We start from the raw sequence: 22,972 nt of genomic DNA on the forward strand, positions 1-22,972 counted from the left end.
ATGTATATTTAACTATCTGTAATTCAAGGAACAATGACTCGGCTTGATCGTATAAAACTAGACCAAGAGAAGCTTAAAAACCGTTATAAACTTCTAATTGAACAGGCGTATAATTTACGCCAGACAGATTCTGCACAAAGCGATATTTCCGAATACATGGCAATTAAACTTCTAAATAAAATAAATCGGTTAAAGTATCTTTCCAGAGAGCAGCAGAAAACGCTAGTTTAACTAAATTATCATTTATTTAACGATAATATTACATCTAAATCCCACAAAATCACGTACTTTATAAAAAAAGAAGTTATGAGTACACATTTTTGTAAAGTTGCCAGAATAAAACCTAATCTTGATAAACTAATAAGTTTAAAAGAATTAGAACGAAAAGTTGAAAATTTTGTTGATGATACTAGTAAGTTAGATTATTCTCAAGATTTAAACGGAGCGTTCTAAAGTACTGGAATGCTTTTAATAATCGAGAACCATACCAGGAAAACATTTCTCCATCTGCTAAAATAATTTGGGCATTTGGAAAAAACACCTGTACCTCTTCTTTATGCTTTTCTCGAAACGGATAAGGCTCACTAGACAGTAAAACAACTTCAACTGAATCATTTCTTCCAGAGGCCTCTAAATTAATTTCTGGATAACGTTCACAGTACTTAAACGTATTTGTAAATTTATTTAACTCCAAAAGGTGATTAATAAAAGTATTATTAGCTGCCACCATCCACGGTGATTTCCAAATAAAATAACACACCTCCAGGGTTTTTCTATCCTCTATAAAGTTTATAAAGTTTGAGACTTCTATCTTTATTTTTGCTGATAATTCATTCGCTTGCCATGGCCTATTGAACAATTTCCCATACTGTTCTATGAGTTCTCGACTATCATCAATGGTATAAATATCAGAAACATGGACTTGACAAATGAGCTCACAGGCTTTAACGATTTCTTCGGTGTTTTCTTCCTTATTACACAGAATAATATCTGGTTTCAAGGCTTTAATTTTAACCAAATTCACTTGCTTAGTCCCTCCAACCACTAGCGACTTTGTTGTTATATCGTGTGGATGACAGCAAAATTTGGTTACACCTACCAGAGCATCTTCCAGTCCTAAATCACAAAGAAGTTCAGTTTGACTAGGCACTAAAGAAATAATCCGTTTTGGTGTATTTTTTAACACAATACGGCGATGTAATTGGTCTAATACTTCCAAAACGAATTATCTTAAATTTTATAATTTAAGCTGACAGTATCTCAGCCATTTCAGTTTGTAATTCCTGTGCTTTTTTGGCAGCTTCACCGGCATAATCCTCCCCGTTTGAAGCATAAATTATACCTCTTGATGAATTTATAAGAAGCCCTACCGAATCATTCATTCCATATTTGCAGACATCTTGTAAATTACCTCCCTGTGCTCCTACTCCGGGAACTAACAAGAAACTTTCAGGAATAATTTTTCTAATATCGGCTAAAAATTCAGCTTTAGTTGCACCAACCACATACATCAAATTTTCTGAATTCACCCAGGTTTTTGATGTTTCTAAAACTTGTTTGTAAAGCTCTTTTCCTTCAACCATTTTAGTTTGAAAATCGAAAGCTCCTTTATTTGACGTTAATCCCAACATAATGGTGTGTTTGTTTTCAAAAGCCAAAAAAGGCTCTACCGAATCCTTTCCCATATATGGCGCCACAGTAACCGAGTCGAAAGCTAAATCATCAAAAAATGCTTTCGCATACATGGTACTTGTGTTTCCAATATCACCACGTTTTGCATCAGCAATAGTAAATATTTCAGGATACTCCGAATTAAGGTAATTAATGGTTTTCTCCAAAGCTTGCCACCCTTTCAAACCGTATGCTTCGTAAAATGCGGTATTTGGCTTATACGCCACACATAAATGATGTGTAGCATCTATTATGGCTTTATTAAAGGCAAAAATTGGATCTTCTTCTTTTAAAAGATGTTCCGGTATTTTGTTTAAATCAACATCCAATCCAATACATAGAAAGGATTGTTTCTTCTTAATTTGTTCTACAAGTTGTGCTGTTGTCATATATAAAAAAGCCTCTTAAAGAGGCGATTCATTTTTAAATTACGTTATCGTTAGCTTTTAACTTTTCGGTATTTTCGGCTAATTGTAACTCATCAATAATTTTTTGGATATCACCATTCACGATGTTACTTAAATCGTAAAGCGTTAATCCTATTCTATGGTCTGTTACACGACCTTGTGGATAATTATAGGTTCTAATTTTCGCACTTCTATCTCCAGAGGTCACCATACTACCACGTTTTGCCGCATCTTCTTCTTGCTTTTTGGCTAATTCCAAATCATATAAACGTGAACGTAATACTTTAAATGCTTTCTCTTTATTTTTATGCTGTGATTTCTGATCCTGACACTGCGCTACTAATCCTGTTGGTATATGCGTTAAACGCACTGCTGAATACGTCGTGTTTACCGACTGACCACCCGGACCTGACGAACAGAAAAAGTCAATTCGCACATCTTTAGGGTTTATTTCAACATCAAATTCTTCAGCTTCAGGGAAAACCATTACAGTTGCAGCACTAGTATGAACGCGCCCCTGAGTTTCGGTTTGTGGTACACGTTGTACACGGTGTACTCCTGCTTCAAATTTAAGTGTTCCGTAAACATCTTCACCAGAAACTTCAAACTGGATTTCTTTAAATCCTCCGTTAGTACCTTCGCTAAAATCTACTGTATCTACTTTCCAGCCTTTGCCTTCGCAATATTTAGTGTACATTCTAAATAAGTCACCAGCAAAAATACTCGCTTCGTCACCACCTGTACCAGCACGCAGCTCAACAACCGCATTTTTAGCATCTTCCGGATCCTTAGGAATTAAAAGGAACTTTATTTCGTCCTCTAACTTCGGAATACGCTCTTTTGCCTCATCATACTGCATTTTAGCCATTTCTACCATTTCGGCATCACTTCCATCGGCAATAATCTCTTCCGCTTCTTTAAGGTTATCGGTCACCTCAATGTACTCATCACGTTTATCAACGAGCACCTTCAGATCTTTATATTCTTTATTAAGCTGTATATAACGTTTTTGATCGGAAATAATATCCGGTTGAATGATTAAGTCACTCACTTCGTCAAAACGCTGCTTTACTATTTGTAATTTGTCTAACATCTAATTAATTTGTGTCGCAAAAATACGATAATTTATGAATTGATAAATTGTGTAATCAAAAATTGAAATAATTAATTTGACAATTTCAATCGTATTAGCCCATTAAAAAAGGAAGCCTTTCGACTTCCTTTTAAATGTATTAATAAATTTGACTATCCGCACTTAGAAGAACCGCAATCGGTACAAGTTAAACAGCCTTCCTGATAAACTAAGTTTTTAGACTTACAATTATCACATACATGACCTTTAGCCTCGGTACCATCTTCGACGTAGCGTTTTACAGCGCGCACCACACCATTTTTCCAGGTGTTTATAGAGGCATTATCCAACTGTAAACTGTTAATTAAATCAACCACTTTGTCTATAGGCATGCCATGGCGCAAGGTACTGGAGATTAACTTAGCATAATTCCAGAATTCTGGGTTAAATTTATACGAAAGACCTTCAATGGTGGTTTTATACCCTCTTTTATTTTTATACTGAAAATCGTAACGCTTGCTACCATCTTCGTTTTTTCCCTTAATAATTAAACCTTCATTAACCCAACGCGGAATTAAAATTCCATCTTCATCATCGGCTAAACCAGTAAAAATCTCATATGGCTTACCATCTATTAAACCAATAAAAGCAATCCATTTTTCTTTATTATTTTGAAATCTTACTACATCGGCTTCCAAAACTTCAGGACGTTTTACCGGGAATGTAGTTAATACTTCAGCGTTATCAGTTTCTTTCTTTTCATCGTTTGAAATAAGAACACCTGAGCGGGAACCGTCGCGATACACGGTAACTCCTTTACATCCAACTTCCCAAGCTTTTAGGTATAATTCACCAACTAAATCTTCGGACACATCGTTAGGCAAATTAATTGTTACGCTGATAGAATGATCTACCCATTTTTGAATGGCGCCTTGCATACTCACTTTGCTTAACCAGTCCACATCATTAGATGTCGCTTTATAATACGGAGATTTTTTTATCAAGTCGTCTAATTCTTCCTGAGAAAAATTCTTGGTCGTGTCTATACCATTGACTTCCATCCACTGTTTAAAGCGGTGATGAAACACCACATATTCTTCCCATGAATCTCCAACCTCATCAACAAAATCGACGCGTACATTTTTATCATTCGGGTTTACTTTTCTTCTGCGTTTGTAAACTGGCATAAAAACGGGTTCAATACCAGACGATGTTTGCGTCATTAAACTTGTTGTTCCTGTCGGAGCAATAGTTAATAAGGCTATATTACGACGACCATATTCCAACATGTCATAATATAATTTCTCATCTGCGTTTTTTATACGTTGTATTAATGGGTTATTCTTTTCACGCTCTGAATCGTAAATAGCAAAAGCTCCTCGTTCTTTTGCAGTATATACAGATGCTCTGTAAACTTCCAAACACAAGGTTTTATGTACTTCTAAAGAAAACGCGTTACCAGCTTCACTTCCGTATTGAATGCCTAAAGCAGCTAACATGTCACCTTCGGCAGTAATACCAATTCCTGTTCGTCTTCCCTCTTCAGCTTTCTTTTTTATGTTTAACCATAAATTACGCTCCACTGCTTTAACTTCATCTAACTCAGGATCATTATCAATTTTTTGTAAAACAATATTAATTTTTTCAAGTTCTAAATCAATAATATCATCCATCATGCGTTGGGCTATTGCCGCATGTTTTTTAAATAAATCGAAATTAAACTTGGCATGTGATGTAAATGGATTTTCCACATAAGACAATAAATTTATCGCCAACAAACGACAAGAATCGTAAGGACATAAAGGAATTTCTCCACACGGATTGGTTGACACCGTTTTGTAACCTAAATCAGCGTAACAATCGGGCACAGATTCATTTATTACCGTGTCCCAAAATAAGATACCTGGCTCCGCTGATTTCCATGCATTATGTACAATTTTTTTCCAAACATAGGTAGCTTGTATGGTTTTGCTGTATTTTGGATGTTCACTAAAAATAGGGTATTTCTGTGTATATGAACCATCTTCCTGCACAGCTTTCATAAACGCATCATCGATTCTTACCGAAACATTAGCACCTGTCACCTTCCCTTGTTCTAATTTGGCATCTATAAAGTCTTCAGAATCTGGATGATTAATAGAAACGGATAACATTAAAGCTCCTCGTCGTCCATCCTGTGCCACCTCTCTCGTCGAATTCGAGTAACGCTCCATAAACGGCACAATCCCTGTTGAAGTTAAAGCTGAGTTTTTTACTGGAGAGCCTTTAGGTCGAATATGCGATAAATCGTGACCAACACCACCACGACGCTTCATTAACTGTACTTGCTCCTGATCAATTTTCATAATGCCACCGTAGGAATCCGATTCACCCGAATTTCCTATTACAAAACAGTTTGATAATGACGCTGTTTGGTATGGATTACCAATACCAGCCATTGGACTTCCTTGTGGCACTATATACTTGAAATCTTTAATTAAATTAAAAATATCTTCTTCTGATAACGGATTAGCGTAATTACTTTCAACTCTTGCAATTTCCTTCGCAATACGATGGTGCATATCGTTAGGTGTCTTCTCATACAAATTACCTTCAGAATCTTTTAAGGCATACTTATTAATCCATACTCGGGCTGCTAATTCATCTCCCTTAAAATAGATTTTTGAAGCTTCGAAAGCTTCATCTTGAGTGTAAGTTGCTGGCTTTTGGTGAGTTTGCGTTTCTACAGGCATATAATTAGAATTTGATTAGGTATTTTCACCACAAAGAACGGAAAAAATACGCAATCTAAAACATGACAAAAATCATGAAGTTTACAAGAAAAAAAGACAATCAATTGATTTACAGTAATATAAAAACTTATCAACACAAAAAAGTTAACAAATTTTTGAAACAATATAATCACAAACAAAACTCAAACTTCTTTAAGAAGCCACTAAAGGAAAGCGCCCATTATTAAGAAAAATGAAAGAAAATTAATGACGTGAATTATAAAATTATCAATTTGAAAAAATTTAAAAATCCACTGCGAAACCAATACCTAAAAACTGCTTCCATTGAATTTTAGCACCAGCCTCATCAAATTCGCCTTCAACATCGGTTTCAACTAAGGTTTTTATATCGTCATCGTAGCGAAGATGAGACCCTAAGGTAGCTCTTATAAAACTATTCACTTTAAAATCGAAGTCTAAAGCCCAATCAACATCCACATTACCAAAATTATTTACATAATCAGAATACAGACTCACTCTATGTTTCATATTTACATTTTGAGTCACTTCCATTTCATAACTATTCGTAACTAAAATTCCAACCTCACGCCTTATCCGCTTACCTTCCACAAGCAAGTTACCATCAACATCATAAACCGCTGGCTCTACACCAAATTTACCGGCATTAGCTAAATCTTCATCAAACACAAAAGTGGCTTTCATCGTTACTGGTGAAAAATAAAATGAGGTTTTATCAATATTTTTACCATACTCCATACCGCCACCAAAAAACAAGTATCCTGGCGCCATAAACCTAGAGATCGGCTCATCGGTATTTGGGTATTTATACCCATTAAATAATTGAGTCCTAAAGTTTAATCGCGCCGAATAAAACCAATTAGAATTTTCATCTGGTTGAAAACCAATATTGGAGTTTAACTCAAAAAGATCGTCTGTTTTTCGTAATTCTTTAGCCTCCTGTTTATTCATACCAACACGAAGAACAGCGTTATTTTTCCAGTTAAAATATTTATCGCTGTAATTAGCTGAAGTTTCAGCACCTAACAAACCAGCAATAGAATTGGTACCTCCCGAATTCCAGTTCACAAAAGCAACTTCACTCAAATCTACAGTGACTTTGTTTTTCTGAACCCATTGCGGCCCAATATAGGCTTCGGGTTTTACTTTAAGAAATAAAGAATCGGGTTGTGCTGAAATAAATTGAAAAAAGAAACAAAAAGTTATTAATACAATGTTTTTCATTTTTGATGACATAATGCTTGTAAAATTCATAAAAACAACACCTTAAAGGCTACACTTTTTAATGCTTAGTTACCAGCTTAATTAGTTTACTTTAATAAAATACACTTGTTATCAATAACCATTCCATTTCAATGTCATTGAATAAAAAGTTTAGTAGTTAAACTCTCCGTACTCGCTTTTTATTGTAAGCTTTTTACTTTCTGAAGGCTCTACTCTACCAATTATTTGAGCGTTTACATTAAAAGATTTCGATATATTTATGATGTCTTCTGCAATTTCAGGAGACACATATAATTCCATTCTATGACCACAATTAAATACTTGATACATTTCTTTCCAATCGGTTTTACTTTGTTCCTGAATTAATTTGAACAAAGGCGGAATTGGAAACATATTATCCTTAACAATATGAAATTCATTTACAAAATGAAGAATCTTGGTTTGCGCACCACCAGAACAGTGTACCATACCATGAACCGTATCACTGTTATATTGAGATAATATTTTTTTGATAATTGGCGCATAGGTGCGTGTTGGTGACAATACAAGTTGCCCTGCATCAATAGGTGAATCCTCTACCGCATCGGTTAACTTTACATTCCCTGAATACACTAAATCCTCAGGTACCGAAGCATCAAAACTCTCTGGGTATTTTTTAGCCAAGTAATTATTAAACACATCATGTCTTGCCGATGTTAAGCCGTTACTCCCCATACCTCCATTGTATGATTTCTCGTAAGTAGCCTGGCCAAAACTCTCCAAACCAACAATAACGTCACCAGCTTTAATATTGGCATTATCAATAACATCACTACGTTTCATTCGTGCGGTTACTGTAGAATCCACAATAATTGTACGAACTAAATCTCCAACATCGGCTGTTTCTCCGCCAGTAGAATGAATAGTTACTCCAAAAGATTTTAATTCTTCTATTAACTCTTCGGTCCCATTAATAATTGCAGAAATAACTTCACCGGGAATCAAGTTTTTATTTCTTCCAATTGTAGACGACAACATAATGTTGTCGGTAGCCCCGACACATAATAAATCATCTATATTCATTATCAAGGCGTCCTGAGCGATACCTTTCCATACCGAAAGGTCACCTGTTTCTTTCCAGTACATATAGGCTAAAGACGACTTGGTTCCTGCCCCATCAGCATGCATTATTAAACAGTAATCCTCATTATTGGTTAAATAATCGGGCACTATTTTACAAAATGCCTTAGGAAACAGACCTTTATCAATGTTTTTAATTGCATTGTGAACATCTTCTTTCGATGCCGAAACGCCACGTTGTGCATAACGTTTAGAAACTTCTTGACTCATAGTATTGTATTGAGCTGCAAATTTAATTCTTTGAATTAAAAAATCCCGAATTAAAACGGGATTTTTAATATTTATTATGAATGTTAAAGTATTTCACTTTTAAGAACACTAAACTTGATTACGTTCCTTCAATAAAATTATCTAGTAAACAATAATTCACGGTATTTGGTTAACGGCCAAATTTCGTCATCAACCAATAATTCGAGTTTATCACAATGATAACGAATATCATCAAAAAGAGGTTTAACATCATTACAATAAGCCATAGCTTTTTTCTCAATATCCTCTATACCATTAGCCTCTTTTCGTGCGTTAATCATTTTTGTAACATTAGCATTAATACCCTCGATATGCTCTGAGATTTGCTCGATTAAATTAATTTGCTCTTTAGAAACATTGGTGAATTTTTTATCAAAAATCTCCTTAAGCCCTTTTACATTTTCTATTAAGACATTTTGGTATTTTACAGCAGTCGGTACAATATGATTTCGAGCAATATCACCCAACACACGCCCCTCAATTTGAATATGCATAATATAAGCTTCCATTTCAATCTCGTAACGTGCTTTAGTTTCTATAGCACTCATCACCTGCATATCTTCAAACAATTTTATGGTTTTAGCAGAAACTTTAGCTTTTAATGCTTCCGGGGTTGTTTTATTATTGCTCAAACCTCGCTTTTTAGCTTCCTCTTCCCATGCTTTCCCATAACCATTACCTTCAAATAAAATCGCTTTAGTTGACTTTATATACTCGCGTAAAACATTAAAAATAGCCTCGTCTTTCTTTAAGTCTTTTTTATCGATCAGTTTATCAACTTCAATTTTAAAATCTCTTAATTGTTGTGCTACAATGGTATTTAACACCGTCATGGGATTTCCACAGTTAGCTAGGGACCCAACAGCTCTGAATTCGAATTTATTTCCTGTAAATGCAAAAGGAGACGTTCGGTTTCTATCGGTATTATCCAATAAAACATCAGGGATTTTACCAACCACATTTAGTTTAAGCTCTGTTTTTTCTTCTGGCGACAGTTTACCTTTGGTTACACCTTCTAGTTCTTCTAACACTTTTGTTAATTGCTGACCAATGAAAACTGAAATTATTGCTGGTGGCGCTTCGTTTGCACCTAACCTATGGTCGTTACTTGCTGAAGCAATTGATGCTCGCAACAACTCCTCATGCTCATGAACAGCTTTTATCGTATTTATAAAAAAGGTTAAAAACTGTAAGTTGCTCATAGGTGTTTTTCCTGGCGCCAAAAGGTTCACGCCTGTATCGGTAGACAACGACCAGTTATTGTGTTTTCCAGAACCGTTAATACCAGCAAACGGCTTTTCATGAAATAACACTTTAAAGTTGTGTTTTGAAGCGATTCGCCCCATAATATCCATTAATAATGAATTATGATCGACTGCCAGATTAGCTTCTTCAAAAATTGGAGCTACTTCAAACTGATTTGGAGCTACCTCATTATGCCTAGTTTTTACAGGAATCCCTAACAACATACATTCGGTTTCAAGCTCACGCATAAAATTAAATGCTCGTGTTGGAATAGAGCCAAAATAATGATCATCAAGCTGTTGCCCTTTAGCGGAAGAGTGCCCTAATAAAGTACGTCCTGTTAATGTTATATCAGGTCGACTGGTTGCTAAGGCTTTATCGATTAGAAAATATTCCTGCTCCCAACCAAGTGAAGATGTTACTTTTTTAACATTCTTATCGAAATATTTACAAACTTCGGTTGCAGCATTATCTACAGCATGAAGCGCTCTCAATAACGGTGTTTTATAATCTAAAGCCTCACCCGTGTAAGCCACAAATATTGTTGGAATACAAAGTGTTGTTCCATAAATAAATGCTGGCGACGTAGGATCCCAAGCCGTATAACCCCGAGCTTCGAAAGTATTTCTAATACCTCCATGTGGAAAACTTGAGGCATCAGGCTCTTGCTGGACTAATTGATCGCCACCAAATTTCTCGATAGCAATACCTTCACTTACCGTTTCAAAAAAAGCATCATGCTTTTCGGCAGTCGTTCCTGTTAAAGGCTGAAACCAGTGCGTATAATGTGTGACTCCTTTAGACAAAGCCCAATCTTTCATTGATGAAGACACTTGGTCGGCAAGGCTTCGATCAATTTTCTTACCCAGCTTTACCGCATTCATAACTCCTACAAATGCATCCTTCGTTAAATACTGTCGCATCGTGTTTTCGTTAAAAACATTCTGACCGAATAAAACAGAACGACGTTCATTTTCTTCAATTGAAATTGGTTTATGAGAAAGTGATTCTTTAATGGCGTGAAATCTTAATGTTGGCATCCTATATAATTCGTATTTATAATTTTTAATCGTTCTTCGCAAAATTAAGAATATCCTTAATATTTATTACTTTTTATCAATTAAGAATTTTTCAATTTAAATATAAAATAATATACTTTTTTTAATGGATACCTTAAAAAAATGGGGTCTAAATAAAAATAAGTTATAGTTTTCGGAAAACACCCCTATAAAATCCAAAGTCTAAAATAAAAATATATATTTGTCGTATTAATATCAATATTATCATTTTTTAAAATATTTATTATGGCAAAAATTAAGCTAGAATACATTTGGTTAGATGGATATTTCCCTACCCAAAACATGAGAAGTAAAACTAAAGTAGAAGAGCACGAAGACTTTAAAGGAACGCTTGAAGAAATTGGAAACTGGTCATTCGACGGGTCTTCAACAAGACAAGCTGAAGGTGGTTCTTCTGACTGTATTTTAAAGCCAGTTGCTATTTATCCAGACCCAGAACGTGTTAACGGATATTTAGTAATGACTGAAGTTTTAAATCCAGATGGAACTCCTCACGTTTCAAACGGTAGAGCAACAATTGATGATGAAGATGATGATTTCTGGTTTGGTTTTGAGCAAGAGTATTTTATCATGGATACCAAAACTCAATTACCATTAGGTTTCCCTGTAGGCGGTTATCCTGCTCCACAAGGTATGTACTACTGTTCTGTAGGTGGTAAAAACACACATGGTAGAGATTTAGTAGAAGAGCATGCTGATTTATGTATTGAAGCAGGTTTAAACTTTGAAGGTATTAACCAAGAGGTTGCTTGTGGACAATGGGAATTCCAATTATTTGCTAAAGGCGCACAAAAAGCTGGTGATGAAATCTGGATTGCTAGATACTTATTAGACCGTTTAACTGAAAAATACGGTTATTACATTGAGTACCATCCAAAACCACTAGGTAAAGATATGGACTGGAATGGTTCTGGTATGCACGCAAACTTCTCTAACACAACATTAAGAACTTGTGGAGATAAAGCGGTATACGATAAAATATGTGAAGCTTTCCGTCCTGTAGTTGATGAGCACATCGCTGTTTACGGTGAGTTTAACGATCAGCGTTTAACTGGTGAGCACGAAACTGCTGCTATCACTGATTTCTCTTATGGAATTTCTGATCGTGGTGCTTCAATTCGTATTCCAATTGCAACTGTAGAAAGAGGATACAAAGGTTGGTTAGAAGATAGACGTCCAGCTTCAAATGGTGATCCTTACAAAATTGCAGCTAGAATTATCAAAACAGTTAAATCTGCAAAAATTTAAACATAAAGTTTATAATTTGTTCATAATAAAAAAGGGTTTACAAATTTGTAAACCCTTTTTTATTTTTAATTCTATGATGCTGAAACAAACTCAGCAAATCGTTGAAAACAAACTTTTAATTAGAATGTGTTTCTTAACAAAGAAAGCAAAACTTTACTTTCCGTTAGTAAATAATAAAAACATAAACACACCATAAGCCATAACCAAGAGTAAACCTTTCATCTTATTTATTTCAAAACGTTTAGGCAAAAAAACCAGAGGCAACAACACTGTAGCAAAACCTAACATCCAAAAAATATCGCGAGACAAAATAAGTGGTTCGGTAACCTCAATAGGTTTTACAATGGCTGTTAATCCCAACACGGAGCCAATATTAAAAATATTCGACCCTATTAAATTCCCTAGTGAAATCGCTTTTTCTTGCTTTGCAGCCGCAATTATAGAAGCTGCTAATTCTGGTACGCTTGTACCTATTGCGATTAAAGACACTCCTATAACAGCTTCACTAACACCTAAAGATTGCGCAACATCTTTTGCTCCCTCAACCAGCCATTCACTCCCAAAATAAAGCGCTACGGCTCCTATAAGAAGCCAAATTGTTACTTTAAAGTTAGAGACAATAGCTAGGGCTTCATCCACTTCTTCAACATCTGTATCTTTTTTTGCATATTTTATCAAAACAATCAAAAACAGCAATAAACTAACAAAAAGCGCCACCCCCTCTATGGCCGATAGTTTACCGTCATGACTTAAAAAATAATATAACGCCAGACTAAAAACCATCATAACTGGCCAGTTTAACTTATAAAAAGACTTATCGACTGCTATGGTTCCCACCAATGCCGTACAACCTAACACTAATCCTATATTTGCAATATTTGAACCTACGACATTATTTATTGCTATGGCAGAAGACCCAGATAAAGCAGCCTGCAAACTTACCAGTAATTCTGGCGCAGATGTCGCAAACGACACCACCGTCATACCGATAACCATTTTTGAAATATTAAATTTAAAAGATAAAGCCACCGACGATCTTACCAGAAACTCACCTCCTACTACCAAAAGAGCAAAACCTAATAGCACCAATACTATACTCATATAATTTTTTTTGCGAAGATAGTATTTCACAACTTTCTTTCGTCTCTTAAATTTACATTTCTTAACAATTAACTTTAAAGTTTGGTTAAACTTTAAAATTGAATTTCTATATATAATAACTTTATATGAAATCTTAAAAAAAGATATATTATGAAATCAATAAAAGCTTTAAAAATAGGAGCAAGCTTACCGTTTATTATGATTTTATGCTTGCTGTCAATAAAAACTTTTGCCCTTAAAAACATTGCAATTAATCGAACTCACTTAAACCCATTAAATAATAAAAACGAGGTAATATCGAATATTAATTATGAAGAGGATGTTACCATAACCATTGATAAAAATACTTCGGAAAAAGATTTTGAAGACATTAAAAATATGTTAATTGAAAATGGCATAACAGGCAATTTTAATCAAATAAAAAGAAACAATCAAAAAGAAATTATTGGTATACAAATAGAACTTTCAGATAGTAACAACAATAAAGCTGTTAGTAATATATCGAGTCAATTTCCAATTGGGCAAATTACTTTCGGACGAAAAGACGGGCAATTATTTATTTCGTCTGGAGCAGCAAATAGCAATCTAATGTCACTTTTAAATCAGTCTGGGTTCAATTTTAATACTGATTCTATTCCTGGTTTTTCAGGAAATCATCTTGGTAATTTTAATTTTAATGATTTTTTTAATGACGATAACGGAACCTTCTTTTTTAATGGTCAACAATTAAATTTAGATGAATTAAGAAAACAATTTGAAGAACAATTCGACTCCGAAGCCTTTTCTTCATTATTTAATCCTGAACATGGCAAACCAAATCAATTCCGATTTACAGACGACCCAAACACGAACAAACTCATCATTATAGACGGTAAAGAAAGTGATTTTAAAACACTTGATCAATTAGCTAAAGAAAATAAACTAAAAGCCGTTGACAATTTAAAACCCAAAACCGCCATGAGTATTTATGGCGACAAAGCCAAAGACGGTGCTGTAATAGCTACAACAAAGTAGTTTTCTAAAATTTTCAATTTTACAACATATTAAAAAAATAAATTAAAGAGACTACCTCTAAACATAAACATTTTAATAAAAAATAAGATGTGTTCTTGATTCAATTAAAAAAAACCGAGTTAAATAGCTCGGTTTTTTTTTATGCTTTCTATTTCATACAACAGAATAATTAAAACGGTAAAAAATGATGAAAACAACAAAAATCATCGTTTTTCAATTAAAATATGCCTTGAATTTAACATAGACCTTAAAAAAACGTCTTGAAATGTTTAATATTGAAATTAATTTTAGGTTTTTAATTTCAATATATAACATGATTTAAGATTTATGTGTTTCATATTTTTACATATTACATTTTTTTAATTACATAACTGCATTCAAATTCACAGATTTCATACAATTTATTTGTACGATATATCTTCTGTTGTATATATTGAAAAAACATTGCTTTAACCGCGTAATGTACTAACCTTAAAAACCTAATATTATGATTACACTTGTTAAGCTTATCATCTTTATTCTTCTATCGATGCTGTAAGCACATTCCAGAAAAAATGTAAAACTTAGTCTAGAATAAGTTTTACTATTTTTACAACATGAAAAAACAAGTCTTCAAAATTTTAGCAAAGGTCAATAAACTCATTCTACCTAGTTATTCTAAACGAAAATTAGATATAAGTAAAGCCACGAAATTACAGTTAGCTATTATTGGATGGCGCTGGTATGTTACTAAGCATGCATTGGATTAAATAAAAAAGACTTTCTATTTCTGGAAAGCCTTCTTTGATTATGTGTCTAATTTATTAGGATAGTTCAACCTGTTCTTCTAAAATCTTTCGCTCTTCGCGATACGCTATACCCCAATCGGCCAGTATATCTATAACGGACTTTAATGAGTTTCCCAACTCGGTTAAGGAGTATTCAACACCTACTGGTTTAGTATTTAGTATAGTGCGTTCAATCATTTTATTCATTTCGAGTTCCTTTAATTCACGACTAAGCATCTTACCAGAAATGCCTTCTACTTCATTCAAAATATCAGAATACCTTTTATTACCGTAACATAAACAGGCTATAATTGATATTTTCCACTTTCCCCCAATTAAGTACATAACATCGTGAATGGCTCTTATTTTATGCTCACAAGCTGGTTTTGAAATTTTATTTTCCATGGAATGTTACTTGGTTACTAAAAGGTTACTATTACTTTTGGTAACAAAGTTACTATTTGTCACTTAACAATCCTAACTTTGCATCAAAAATTATAATATTATGGAATTGTTAGAAGGACTAAATTGGAGGTATGCTGCGAAAAGAATGACAGGAAAAAAAGTACCTCAGGATAAATTAGATTATATACTGGAAGCTGCCAGATTAGCGCCATCTTCCTCAGGACTACAACCTTACGAGGTTTTTGTAGTTTCAAATAAAGACTTACTAGAACAAATAAAACCAATTGCCTGGAATCAGCCACAAATTACAGAATGTTCGCATTTATTAGTTTTTGCCTCTTGGGATGGTTATTCACATGATAAAATTACAAATGTGTTTAATGAAATGATGGATGCCAGAGAATTGCCTCGTAACACGATGGATGAATACAAGGAAACACTTTGGGGTTTATATGAGCCATTAGATGAATCATGGCATCAGCAACACTCGGCAAAGCAAGCTTATATTTCATTTGCTATGGCTATTGCTGCTGCTGCAGAACAAAAAGTAGACGCTACACCTATTGAAGGCTTTTTACCAGAGAAACTAGATGAGATTTTAAGCTTATCTGAAAAAGGATTAAAAAGTGCGGTTATTTTAGCTTTAGGCTACCGAGACTCAGAAAATGACTGGAATGTAAACTTAAAGAAATATAGAAAAGACAAAAACAAATTTATCCACGAGATAAAATAGTAGGTTAATTAGTTAATTAAAAATCCCGATTAAAATCGGGATTTTTTTGTTTAAAGATGAATGACTTTAAGTCCTATTCATGGAAAAAGATTTGTCTTTCTTTAGTTATTCTGAAATAAAACCAATTATTATTATAGCTACTTACAGTAAAAATAACTTTAGCATTTCTTCTCTATTTTTTGTATCTTAATATCTGTAAACCAACAAACTAAAATTATGGATACAATAAAATCACTTAATAAATGGGCCAATGCCCATACTTATTTGCCGCTCGATTTATTACGTGTTGCATTAGGTGTCTTTTTATTTATAAAAGGGATAAGTTTTATGCAAGACAGTATGATGCTAACCGAGTTATTTAAGCCCATGCAAAATATGGCAGGCGGTATGATTGCAGTTCACTATGTCGCTCCTGCTCATTTTATTGGCGGTCTACTTATAGCTTTCGGTTTACTAACCCGTTGGGCTATTGTAGGTCAGCTCCCCATATTAATAGGGGCTATATTAATCAATTTTGTAGGAGAAATGCATTCGGGTAATTTAATTCTTGCTTTAATTACATTTGTAGTTTGTCTGTTTTTTCTGTTTTATGGCTCAGGTAAACACTCCTTAGATTATTATTTCAAAATGCAACAATAAAAAAAAGCGACTTTACTAGTCGCTTTTTCTTTACTTAAAATCTAAATTATAAGGAAGGAGCAATTGGAGACCTTTGCGCTGCTGCATGGCTTTAAGCTGTTTTATAAGTCCGTAAACTTCTTCTCCCAATTCTTCTTTAAGGAGATTTTCTTTGGCTTTGGCTAACCCCAATTGTCGTAATATTTTATCCAAATCCTTTTTGTAAATTGGAAACTCCTTAATACTATATTCTGATATATCTGCAGCTTCAGCGGCATATTTTAAGGCAAGGTCTAAACCGCCCAATTCATCAACGAGTCCAATTTTTAATGCATCGGTACCCGACCAAACTCGTCCTTGAGCAATAGAATCTACATCTGCTTTTTTCATTTGTCTACCTTCGGCAACTCTGGATGTAAATAACTCATAGGTTTGAATAATATCTTCCTTGATTATATCATGTTGCCGATCGCTAAGAGGTTCAAAAAAGCTATACTTTACTGTATTCTTATTTGTAGCAACCTGTTCTGCGTTTATGCCCATTTTATGGGCTAATTTGTTTCCGTTAGGCATCATTATAAACACCCCAATACTTCCTGTAATGGTTGTAGGTTCGGCTATAATTTTATCCGCATTACAGGCGATATAATACCCCCCTGAAGCAGCTACATTTCCTAACGAAACAATGACCGGCTTTACTTTTTTGGTAAGTTCTATTTCTCGCCAAATTAACTCACTCGCCAATGCACTACCTCCTGGTGAATTAATTCGTATTACCACGGCTTTTATCTTATCATTTTGTCTGGCTTCCTGAAGTGAACGCATCATAACTCCTTGCCCTACTGAGCCTTCTTCCCCTTCACCATAAACTATTTCACCTTCGGCATAAACCACTGCAATTTTATCCTTACTGTAATTGGTTAATATCTTTGTTGCGGTATATTCAGCATAGTCAAAAATAGAAACCATTTCCAAGTCCTTTTTACCGTTTATCCCTACTGCCGTTTTCAATGCATTGATGTATTCATCGTAATAGGCTATTTTATCAATTAATTTAGATGCTTTAGCCAGTTCGGCATTTCTTGCCAGCAAGCTATCTGCAATATTATTTAACTCTTCTTCAGGAATATTTCGGCTTTCAGAAATTTCGGCTTTAACCTCTTTCCATATAGAGTTTAAAAATACTTCCATTTGCTCTCGATTAGCCTTGCTCATTTCATCTTCAAGAAAAGGCTCTACAGCGCTTTTATACTTGCCGAAACGTACCACTTCCATTTTGAAGCCAGTTTTTTCCTGAAATTCTTTGAAATACAATTGTTCGGAGTAAAACCCTTTAAATTCCATTAATCCTGCTGGATTCATAAAAATGGTGTCGGCTACTGAACTTAAGTAATAGTCCTTTTGAGTATAGATATCGGCGTAAGCGGTAATAAACTTTCCTGATTCCTTGAACTTAATTAACGCATCTCTAAGTGCTTTAGTTTGAGAAATCCCTGCATCAATAAAATTATTATCAATGGAAATTCCTTTAATATTATCGTCGGAAGCAGCATAATGAATGGCATCAATAATATTGAACAGTCCGTTTTTATCATCTTTATTCAGAAATTCATATTCTTCGAATTCTGTTTTACCTGCATAATCTTTAATAGGAAAGTCTAATTTTAAATTTAACACCGAATTAGCTTTGACTCGAACAATTTCATCTCCAGATGAGCCAAATACAATACCGGCAATTACAAGTAAAACGATACAAATACCTAAAAAAACAAAGATACCTGTAACAGTGGATAGTACACGTTTAATAAAGTTCATATAAATTAATTTTCATTTAATTACAATTGTAGAATGGGTGTTTATTATCAACTCGGTTGATACATTTTTGATCGTTTAATAACATCTTTTCCTCAACTACTTTAAGGTATTACATTTGTATATCAAAGCGATGAATTGTTACAAGAAATCTATTTATTTATTAATTGTAATGTTTTTTTTCGCTGAATTTTTCCAGAATTTGTTTCAGCAAAGGCATGCACCGCGTAAATCGCCTTTGGTTTTTCAAACTTGTTTAATTCTGAAAACACTTTTTTATCCAGACTATTACTATTTGCTTCTATTACCAAAATAAGCCGCTCTCCTAACACTTGATCGGATTCTGAAGCAACAAAAAATCTTTCTTTTAATTTTCCCTGAAGTTTTTTCTCAATCTGCTCTGGAAACAATTTTATACCGCCTGAATTAATAACATTATCAAAGCGGCCTAACCACTCAAACATCGTATTAGAATGTATCTTTACGATATCGTTTGTAACTATTTTATCAGAACTAATTTTTGGTGCTTCTATTACCAAACACTCTCGATTATCACTGGAAACTGTTACGCCGGGGACAGTATGAAAATAGAAATCGCTGTATTTGTTATGATTCAATGGCTTTAAAGCGATATGTGTAACTGTTTCGGTCATACCATAAGTTTCAAATACTTTAGTTTTTACCTTCTGTAATTTCGTTTTTAAATGGTCTGGAACAGCTACTCCTCCCAAAATTAATGTTTCAATATTATCTAATTTATCTAAAACATGCTCGACTTGCATAGGTACCATAGCACAAAAATGATAAGGTGATTTCGTATTAAAAGTCACTTCCGAAGCGGGTTCCACAATATCTATATCCAAACCTAAAATTATCGCTCTAACCAGCATCATTTTACCTGCGATGTAGGTTGCTGGTAAACAGCATAACGCTTTATTTCCTGGTTTCAAATTAAAAAAATCGCCAGTTGCTAAAGCCGAATTAACCATGGCTTGCTTACTAATCTCTATGGTTTTTGGGTTTCCGGTAGATCCTGAAGTTGTGACTTTTATTGTTTCATGATTATCTAACCATTGAAATAAAAAGTTACCTATTTCCTTTTCAAAAGGTTTTCCTTCTTTCACGAAATCATATGCTAACTCTAAAAGATATTCTTTAGTATAATGAAATCCTTCTATTTTAAATTTTGGATGAATGTTTTGATAGGTTACCTGCATAAAATTTAACTAAATAAGTCGATTATCAAGCTTAATATGTCCAATTTATAAGTCTAAATTTATATTTTGTTCGTTTGTTTAACTTAAGTCCATATTAATTCATTTGTAAATTTTAATCTATACCAACCTGATTTTCGGTATTAGGGTTAATAACGCGACCTAAAAGTTTTTGATTCCAGTTTGACCATTTGTAAACTTTGGCTAAAATGAAAAGCATTACAGGAAATACCACGAAAACAGGCACGAAAATTTCGGCTAATGCTGTTTCCGATGGGTCAGACATATCCTTTAAAATGGAATGTGTTTGAAATGCTGTCCAATCGGCAGTTACCAATAAGGCCGTAAATAAATTGTTTGCAGCATGAAATCCTAAAGCCAGTTCCATACCTTCATCCATTAAAGTCATAATACCAAGAAACAATCCGGTTCCAATATAATACACCATAATCACAGGTCCCAACTTATCTACTTCTGGATTAGCTATATGCAGCAAACCAAAAATCATCGATGTTATAATTAATGATGTTGTGTTTCGGTTTAATATTTTAAACAAAGTATTATAACTCGATAGGAGCATAATTTTTTCTGCTAATCTTGATTTTATTAATGAAATACCTACGGCTGTTACTATGATAAAAAAGCCAAATTTGGTAATTAAGCCCATTGAAAACATTGCGCTTAGACCAAAATAAAGAAAAATAACAATTAAGATATAAAGGCTTACTAAAGGGAATTTTTTAGATGTTGAAAACACGCCAATGCCCTGCATTAAATACCCTCTGAACATATACTCTTCGAAACTGGTTTGCAACGGGACAAAAATAATGGCAACCAAACATAAAAATAAGAATGGGACCAGTTTAAAATTGAACATGTAATTTTCGGGAGACATAAAATAATCTACCAAAACCAAGCTACTCGAAATCACACCCCATAGGACAAAAACAAACCAAAAACGTTTCCAATTTATTGTTTTTCTAGAGGTAGTTAACTGAGTAAAGGACTGTTTATGCAAATATTTAACTACTAAAAATAAAGCCAGCAATCCCACGGCAAACGAAAGCAACATTAGAAACAAATTCATGTTTGGTTCTAAATAACTTAGCATGGCTGTTTCATTCAATTCCGAAAGTTTTAACCCATCTTTGAAAGCTTTAAACATTACAGCAATGGTAAATGGCACTTGCCCTATAAAAACAGCAAAAACTACTATAATTACACCTAATAAATAACGCCACCAATCGTGCAATACTTTAAACGCTTGAGCTATGTACATGTTTTAAATTGTTATTAATTGTTGTTAATTTAGTTTTGTAATGGTCTATGTGGCCATAATAGTATTCAACCCCATAATATCCCAATCTTGCTTTTTACTGTATTGCAACTTACCATTTTCTACTACTAAAGGACAATCAAAATTATTGGTAAATAAACCACCGGTACCCAAGCCTTGGGGTAATGGGTTTTGTGTTTTATAGGTATACTGCGCAATGGCATTAAGGCCTATATTACTTTCTAATGCACTGGTAATCCACCATCCAATATTTTGATTTTCAGCTAGGGTAATCCACTCATCTGAACCTGCAAAACCACCAACCAAACTAGGTTTTAAAATAATATACTGCGGTTTTATAGTTTGTAATATTTTAGACTTATCTGATACATTAAATACACCGATTAATTCTTCATCTAGCGCAATGGGTAAAGGGGTTTGTTCGCATAACCGAGCCATTTCCTGAACTTGTCCCTGTTTTATGGGTTGCTCAATAGAATGCAATTCTAGTTCCGAAAGTTGTTTTAATTTTTCTAATGCCTCTAGAGTTGTAAATGCACCATTTGCATCAACGCGCAATTCAATTTCTGAAGCCGAAAAATCTTTCCGTATCGATTTTAATAATTCCATCTCAGTTTTAAAATCGATCGCACCAATTTTCATTTTTATACATGAAAAACCGGCTTTCAATTTTTCTTCTATTTGTTGCTTCATAAAGGCATCGGAACCCATCCAGATTAATCCATTAATTGGAATTGGATCTACACCTTCTGTGAAAGAAGACGGAAACAACTCGAACATGTTATAACTTTCTAATGATTTAAAAGCCATTTCAAGTCCAAACTGAATACTGGGATACTCTATAAGCGTTTCTAATAAAACTTCTAAACCTAGATTTATGTTCTGGCAAGTCCACTTTAATTTATCCTCGAAATCGGGTGTGTCGTCGGCCGATAAACCTCTAAAAACACCACATTCACCGATTCCTGTTTTTTCATTTTCACTTAAAACAATAAACCAGGTTTCTTTAGTTTTTAAGATACCTCTTGAAGTTCCAGAGGCCTGCTTAAAGTTTAAAATGTATTTTTTATAGGACGCTTTTATCATTTACAATTCTATGCTTTCTCCAATTTCTAACAGCATTAAATCTTTATCGCTATCAAAAAATTTACGTTTAGCTTCTTCATGATTAATTTCTATATAACCAAAGGTATCAAAATGATAACCAAGTACTTTATCGCAAGCAACAAAATCGCTGGCTGTAATCGCGTCATCAATGCCCATGGTAAAATTATCGCCTATGGGTAGAATTGCTAAATCTAAGTTGGTTTTTAATGGAATTAATTGCATATCGTAAGTTAAAGCAGTGTCTCCGGCAATATATATATTTTTATGCTCCCCTTCTATAACAAATCCGCCTGGTTGCCCACCATAAGATCCATCGGGAAATGACGAGGTATGTATTGCATTCACATATTTAACTGTACCGAACTCAAAATCCCATTGCCCGCCATGATTCATAGGGTGCGCTTCTAACCCTTTATTTTGGTAATAGGTTGCTATTTCATAATTAGAAACGACAACAGCATTAGTGCGTTTGGCAATAGCTTCAACATCTACTATATGATCCTGATGTGCATGCGTAACTAAAATATAATCTGCCTTTAACTCATCTATATTAATATGTGATGCTTTTGGATTGGCAGAAATAAAAGGATCGACAAGAATATGTACATCATTTACTTCTATACCTAAACTAGCGTGACCGTAAAATGTAATTTTCATAATTGATTGTTTTAATTATTCCGATATTAAAATTTCTTTCTAAACCTGCACTTTTGGGGTTCTGAAACGTTCTGCTTTAAAGATACCATAAAATGGTAAATAAAACTTATTCTTTTATTGTCTTGTAGAAAGAGGAGATTACTAAAAGTTACCCTCTAAAACGATCACTTATAACGTCGGTTT

21 protein-coding genes are annotated in these 22,972 nt (G+C 33.9%); 7 read left to right on the top strand and 14 right to left on the bottom strand.

Annotated elements, in window-relative coordinates; translation table 11 throughout:
* Positions 1-33 precede the first annotated feature (33 nt).
* The gene (locus ICJ83_RS08150) at positions 34-231 is read left to right on the top strand and encodes a Lacal_2735 family protein (protein ID WP_188229894.1); all 198 of its coding nucleotides are present in this window, start codon (positions 34-36) and stop codon (positions 229-231) included.
* Between the two features lie 75 nt (positions 232-306).
* Positions 307-453, top strand: a complete 147-nt coding sequence (locus ICJ83_RS08155) for a hypothetical protein (protein WP_188229895.1) — start codon at positions 307-309, stop codon at positions 451-453.
* Here ICJ83_RS08155 and ICJ83_RS08160 read toward each other — a convergent pair.
* The 7 genes from ICJ83_RS08160 to ICJ83_RS08190 form a co-directional block, all read right to left on the bottom strand.
* On the bottom strand, positions 410-1,219 hold the full coding sequence (locus tag ICJ83_RS08160; protein WP_188229896.1) for an ABC transporter substrate-binding protein: 810 nt from the start codon (positions 1,217-1,219) through the stop codon (positions 410-412). The genes ICJ83_RS08155 and ICJ83_RS08160 overlap by 44 nt on opposite strands.
* Positions 1,220-1,244: 25 nt before the next feature.
* Positions 1,245-2,060 carry an orotidine-5'-phosphate decarboxylase gene (gene pyrF, locus ICJ83_RS08165; RefSeq protein ID WP_188229897.1) on the bottom strand — a complete coding sequence of 272 codons (816 nt, stop codon included), beginning with the start codon at positions 2,058-2,060 and terminating at the stop codon, positions 1,245-1,247.
* A gap of 34 nt (positions 2,061-2,094) precedes the next feature.
* Entirely contained in the window at positions 2,095-3,171 is a 1,077-nt protein-coding gene (prfA, locus tag ICJ83_RS08170) for a peptide chain release factor 1 (protein ID WP_188229898.1), read from the bottom strand.
* 152 nt (positions 3,172-3,323) lie between these two features.
* Positions 3,324-5,882 carry an adenosylcobalamin-dependent ribonucleoside-diphosphate reductase gene (locus tag ICJ83_RS08175; RefSeq protein WP_188229899.1) on the bottom strand — a complete coding sequence of 853 codons (2,559 nt, stop codon included), beginning with the start codon at positions 5,880-5,882 and terminating at the stop codon, positions 3,324-3,326.
* Between the two features lie 282 nt (positions 5,883-6,164).
* Positions 6,165-7,124 carry a DUF3078 domain-containing protein gene (locus tag ICJ83_RS08180; protein WP_188229900.1) on the bottom strand — a complete coding sequence of 320 codons (960 nt, stop codon included), beginning with the start codon at positions 7,122-7,124 and terminating at the stop codon, positions 6,165-6,167.
* 150 nt (positions 7,125-7,274) lie between these two features.
* Positions 7,275-8,453, bottom strand: a complete 1,179-nt coding sequence (locus tag ICJ83_RS08185; RefSeq protein ID WP_188229901.1) for an AIR synthase related protein — start codon at positions 8,451-8,453, stop codon at positions 7,275-7,277.
* Between the two features lie 137 nt (positions 8,454-8,590).
* The gene (locus tag ICJ83_RS08190) at positions 8,591-10,777 is read right to left on the bottom strand and encodes a glutamine synthetase III family protein (protein WP_188229902.1); all 2,187 of its coding nucleotides are present in this window, start codon (positions 10,775-10,777) and stop codon (positions 8,591-8,593) included.
* A 264-nt stretch (positions 10,778-11,041) separates the two neighbouring features.
* Between ICJ83_RS08190 and ICJ83_RS08195 the strand changes: the two genes are divergently transcribed.
* A complete protein-coding gene (locus ICJ83_RS08195; protein WP_188229903.1) occupies positions 11,042-12,064 on the top strand; it encodes a glutamine synthetase beta-grasp domain-containing protein in 1,023 nt (340 codons plus the stop codon).
* A 153-nt stretch (positions 12,065-12,217) separates the two neighbouring features.
* On the opposite strand, the gene ICJ83_RS08200 is transcribed toward ICJ83_RS08195, so the two are convergent.
* On the bottom strand, positions 12,218-13,165 hold the full coding sequence (locus ICJ83_RS08200; protein WP_188229904.1) for a calcium/sodium antiporter: 948 nt from the start codon (positions 13,163-13,165) through the stop codon (positions 12,218-12,220).
* A 150-nt stretch (positions 13,166-13,315) separates the two neighbouring features.
* Here ICJ83_RS08200 and ICJ83_RS08205 point away from each other — a divergent pair, with 150 nt between their 5' ends.
* Complete coding sequence (locus ICJ83_RS08205) at positions 13,316-14,179, top strand: hypothetical protein (protein WP_188229905.1); 864 nt, start codon at positions 13,316-13,318, stop codon at positions 14,177-14,179.
* A 596-nt stretch (positions 14,180-14,775) separates the two neighbouring features.
* The gene (locus ICJ83_RS08210) at positions 14,776-14,928 is read left to right on the top strand and encodes an SsrA-binding protein (protein ID WP_188229906.1); all 153 of its coding nucleotides are present in this window, start codon (positions 14,776-14,778) and stop codon (positions 14,926-14,928) included.
* Between the two features lie 54 nt (positions 14,929-14,982).
* Here ICJ83_RS08210 and ICJ83_RS08215 read toward each other — a convergent pair whose 3' ends face one another.
* Positions 14,983-15,351: a winged helix-turn-helix transcriptional regulator gene (locus tag ICJ83_RS08215; RefSeq protein WP_188229907.1), complete on the bottom strand. Its 369-nt coding sequence runs from the start codon at positions 15,349-15,351 to the stop codon at positions 14,983-14,985.
* Between the two features lie 100 nt (positions 15,352-15,451).
* Here ICJ83_RS08215 and ICJ83_RS08220 point away from each other — a divergent pair, with 100 nt between their 5' ends.
* Together ICJ83_RS08220 and ICJ83_RS08225 are read left to right on the top strand one after the other, a co-directional pair.
* On the top strand, positions 15,452-16,084 hold the full coding sequence (locus tag ICJ83_RS08220; protein WP_188229908.1) for an NAD(P)H-dependent oxidoreductase: 633 nt from the start codon (positions 15,452-15,454) through the stop codon (positions 16,082-16,084).
* 216 nt (positions 16,085-16,300) lie between these two features.
* Positions 16,301-16,723: a DoxX family protein gene (locus ICJ83_RS08225; protein WP_188229909.1), complete on the top strand. Its 423-nt coding sequence runs from the start codon at positions 16,301-16,303 to the stop codon at positions 16,721-16,723.
* A 30-nt stretch (positions 16,724-16,753) separates the two neighbouring features.
* Here the strand turns inward: ICJ83_RS08225 and sppA are convergent, their stop codons facing one another.
* The 5 genes from sppA to ICJ83_RS08250 form a co-directional block, all read right to left on the bottom strand.
* Positions 16,754-18,517: a signal peptide peptidase SppA gene (sppA, locus tag ICJ83_RS08230; protein ID WP_188229910.1), complete on the bottom strand. Its 1,764-nt coding sequence runs from the start codon at positions 18,515-18,517 to the stop codon at positions 16,754-16,756.
* 149 nt (positions 18,518-18,666) lie between these two features.
* On the bottom strand, positions 18,667-19,731 hold the full coding sequence (locus ICJ83_RS08235; RefSeq protein ID WP_188229911.1) for an AMP-binding protein: 1,065 nt from the start codon (positions 19,729-19,731) through the stop codon (positions 18,667-18,669).
* Between the two features lie 112 nt (positions 19,732-19,843).
* Positions 19,844-21,007 (bottom strand): CPBP family glutamic-type intramembrane protease, encoded by a 1,164-nt coding sequence (locus tag ICJ83_RS08240; protein WP_223154661.1) that lies wholly within the window; start codon positions 21,005-21,007, stop codon positions 19,844-19,846.
* 45 nt (positions 21,008-21,052) lie between these two features.
* A complete protein-coding gene (locus ICJ83_RS08245) occupies positions 21,053-22,111 on the bottom strand; it encodes an o-succinylbenzoate synthase (protein ID WP_188229912.1) in 1,059 nt (352 codons plus the stop codon).
* Positions 22,112-22,789, bottom strand: a complete 678-nt coding sequence (locus ICJ83_RS08250; RefSeq protein ID WP_188229913.1) for a metal-dependent hydrolase — start codon at positions 22,787-22,789, stop codon at positions 22,112-22,114.
* Between the last annotated feature and the right edge of the window lie 183 nt (positions 22,790-22,972).

This window comes from Aestuariibaculum sediminum (assembly GCF_014596945.1).
GTDB lineage: Bacteria > Bacteroidota > Bacteroidia > Flavobacteriales > Flavobacteriaceae > Aestuariibaculum > Aestuariibaculum sediminum.

Bases quoted from the DNA above. Each gene is read 5' to 3' on its own strand.
- ICJ83_RS08150 (WP_188229894.1), top strand. From the start codon at position 34: ATGACTCGGCTTGATCGTATAAAACTAGACCAAGAGAAGCTTAAAAAC.
- ICJ83_RS08155 (WP_188229895.1), top strand. From the start codon at position 307: ATGAGTACACATTTTTGTAAAGTTGCCAGAATAAAACCTAATCTTGAT.
- pyrF (WP_188229897.1), bottom strand. From the start codon at position 2,060: ATGACAACAGCACAACTTGTAGAACAAATTAAGAAGAAACAATCCTTT.
- prfA (WP_188229898.1), bottom strand. From the start codon at position 3,171: ATGTTAGACAAATTACAAATAGTAAAGCAGCGTTTTGACGAAGTGAGT.
- ICJ83_RS08175 (WP_188229899.1), bottom strand. From the start codon at position 5,882: ATGCCTGTAGAAACGCAAACTCACCAAAAGCCAGCAACTTACACTCAA.
- ICJ83_RS08180 (WP_188229900.1), bottom strand. From the start codon at position 7,124: ATGAAAAACATTGTATTAATAACTTTTTGTTTCTTTTTTCAATTTATT.
- ICJ83_RS08185 (WP_188229901.1), bottom strand. From the start codon at position 8,453: ATGAGTCAAGAAGTTTCTAAACGTTATGCACAACGTGGCGTTTCGGCA.
- ICJ83_RS08190 (WP_188229902.1), bottom strand. From the start codon at position 10,777: ATGCCAACATTAAGATTTCACGCCATTAAAGAATCACTTTCTCATAAA.
- ICJ83_RS08195 (WP_188229903.1), top strand. From the start codon at position 11,042: ATGGCAAAAATTAAGCTAGAATACATTTGGTTAGATGGATATTTCCCT.
- ICJ83_RS08200 (WP_188229904.1), bottom strand. From the start codon at position 13,165: ATGAGTATAGTATTGGTGCTATTAGGTTTTGCTCTTTTGGTAGTAGGA.
- ICJ83_RS08205 (WP_188229905.1), top strand. From the start codon at position 13,316: ATGAAATCAATAAAAGCTTTAAAAATAGGAGCAAGCTTACCGTTTATT.
- ICJ83_RS08210 (WP_188229906.1), top strand. From the start codon at position 14,776: ATGAAAAAACAAGTCTTCAAAATTTTAGCAAAGGTCAATAAACTCATT.
- ICJ83_RS08215 (WP_188229907.1), bottom strand. From the start codon at position 15,351: ATGGAAAATAAAATTTCAAAACCAGCTTGTGAGCATAAAATAAGAGCC.
- ICJ83_RS08220 (WP_188229908.1), top strand. From the start codon at position 15,452: ATGGAATTGTTAGAAGGACTAAATTGGAGGTATGCTGCGAAAAGAATG.
- ICJ83_RS08225 (WP_188229909.1), top strand. From the start codon at position 16,301: ATGGATACAATAAAATCACTTAATAAATGGGCCAATGCCCATACTTAT.
- sppA (WP_188229910.1), bottom strand. From the start codon at position 18,517: ATGAACTTTATTAAACGTGTACTATCCACTGTTACAGGTATCTTTGTT.
- ICJ83_RS08235 (WP_188229911.1), bottom strand. From the start codon at position 19,731: ATGCAGGTAACCTATCAAAACATTCATCCAAAATTTAAAATAGAAGGA.
- ICJ83_RS08240 (WP_223154661.1), bottom strand. From the start codon at position 21,007: ATGTACATAGCTCAAGCGTTTAAAGTATTGCACGATTGGTGGCGTTAT.
- ICJ83_RS08245 (WP_188229912.1), bottom strand. From the start codon at position 22,111: ATGATAAAAGCGTCCTATAAAAAATACATTTTAAACTTTAAGCAGGCC.
- ICJ83_RS08250 (WP_188229913.1), bottom strand. From the start codon at position 22,789: ATGAAAATTACATTTTACGGTCACGCTAGTTTAGGTATAGAAGTAAAT.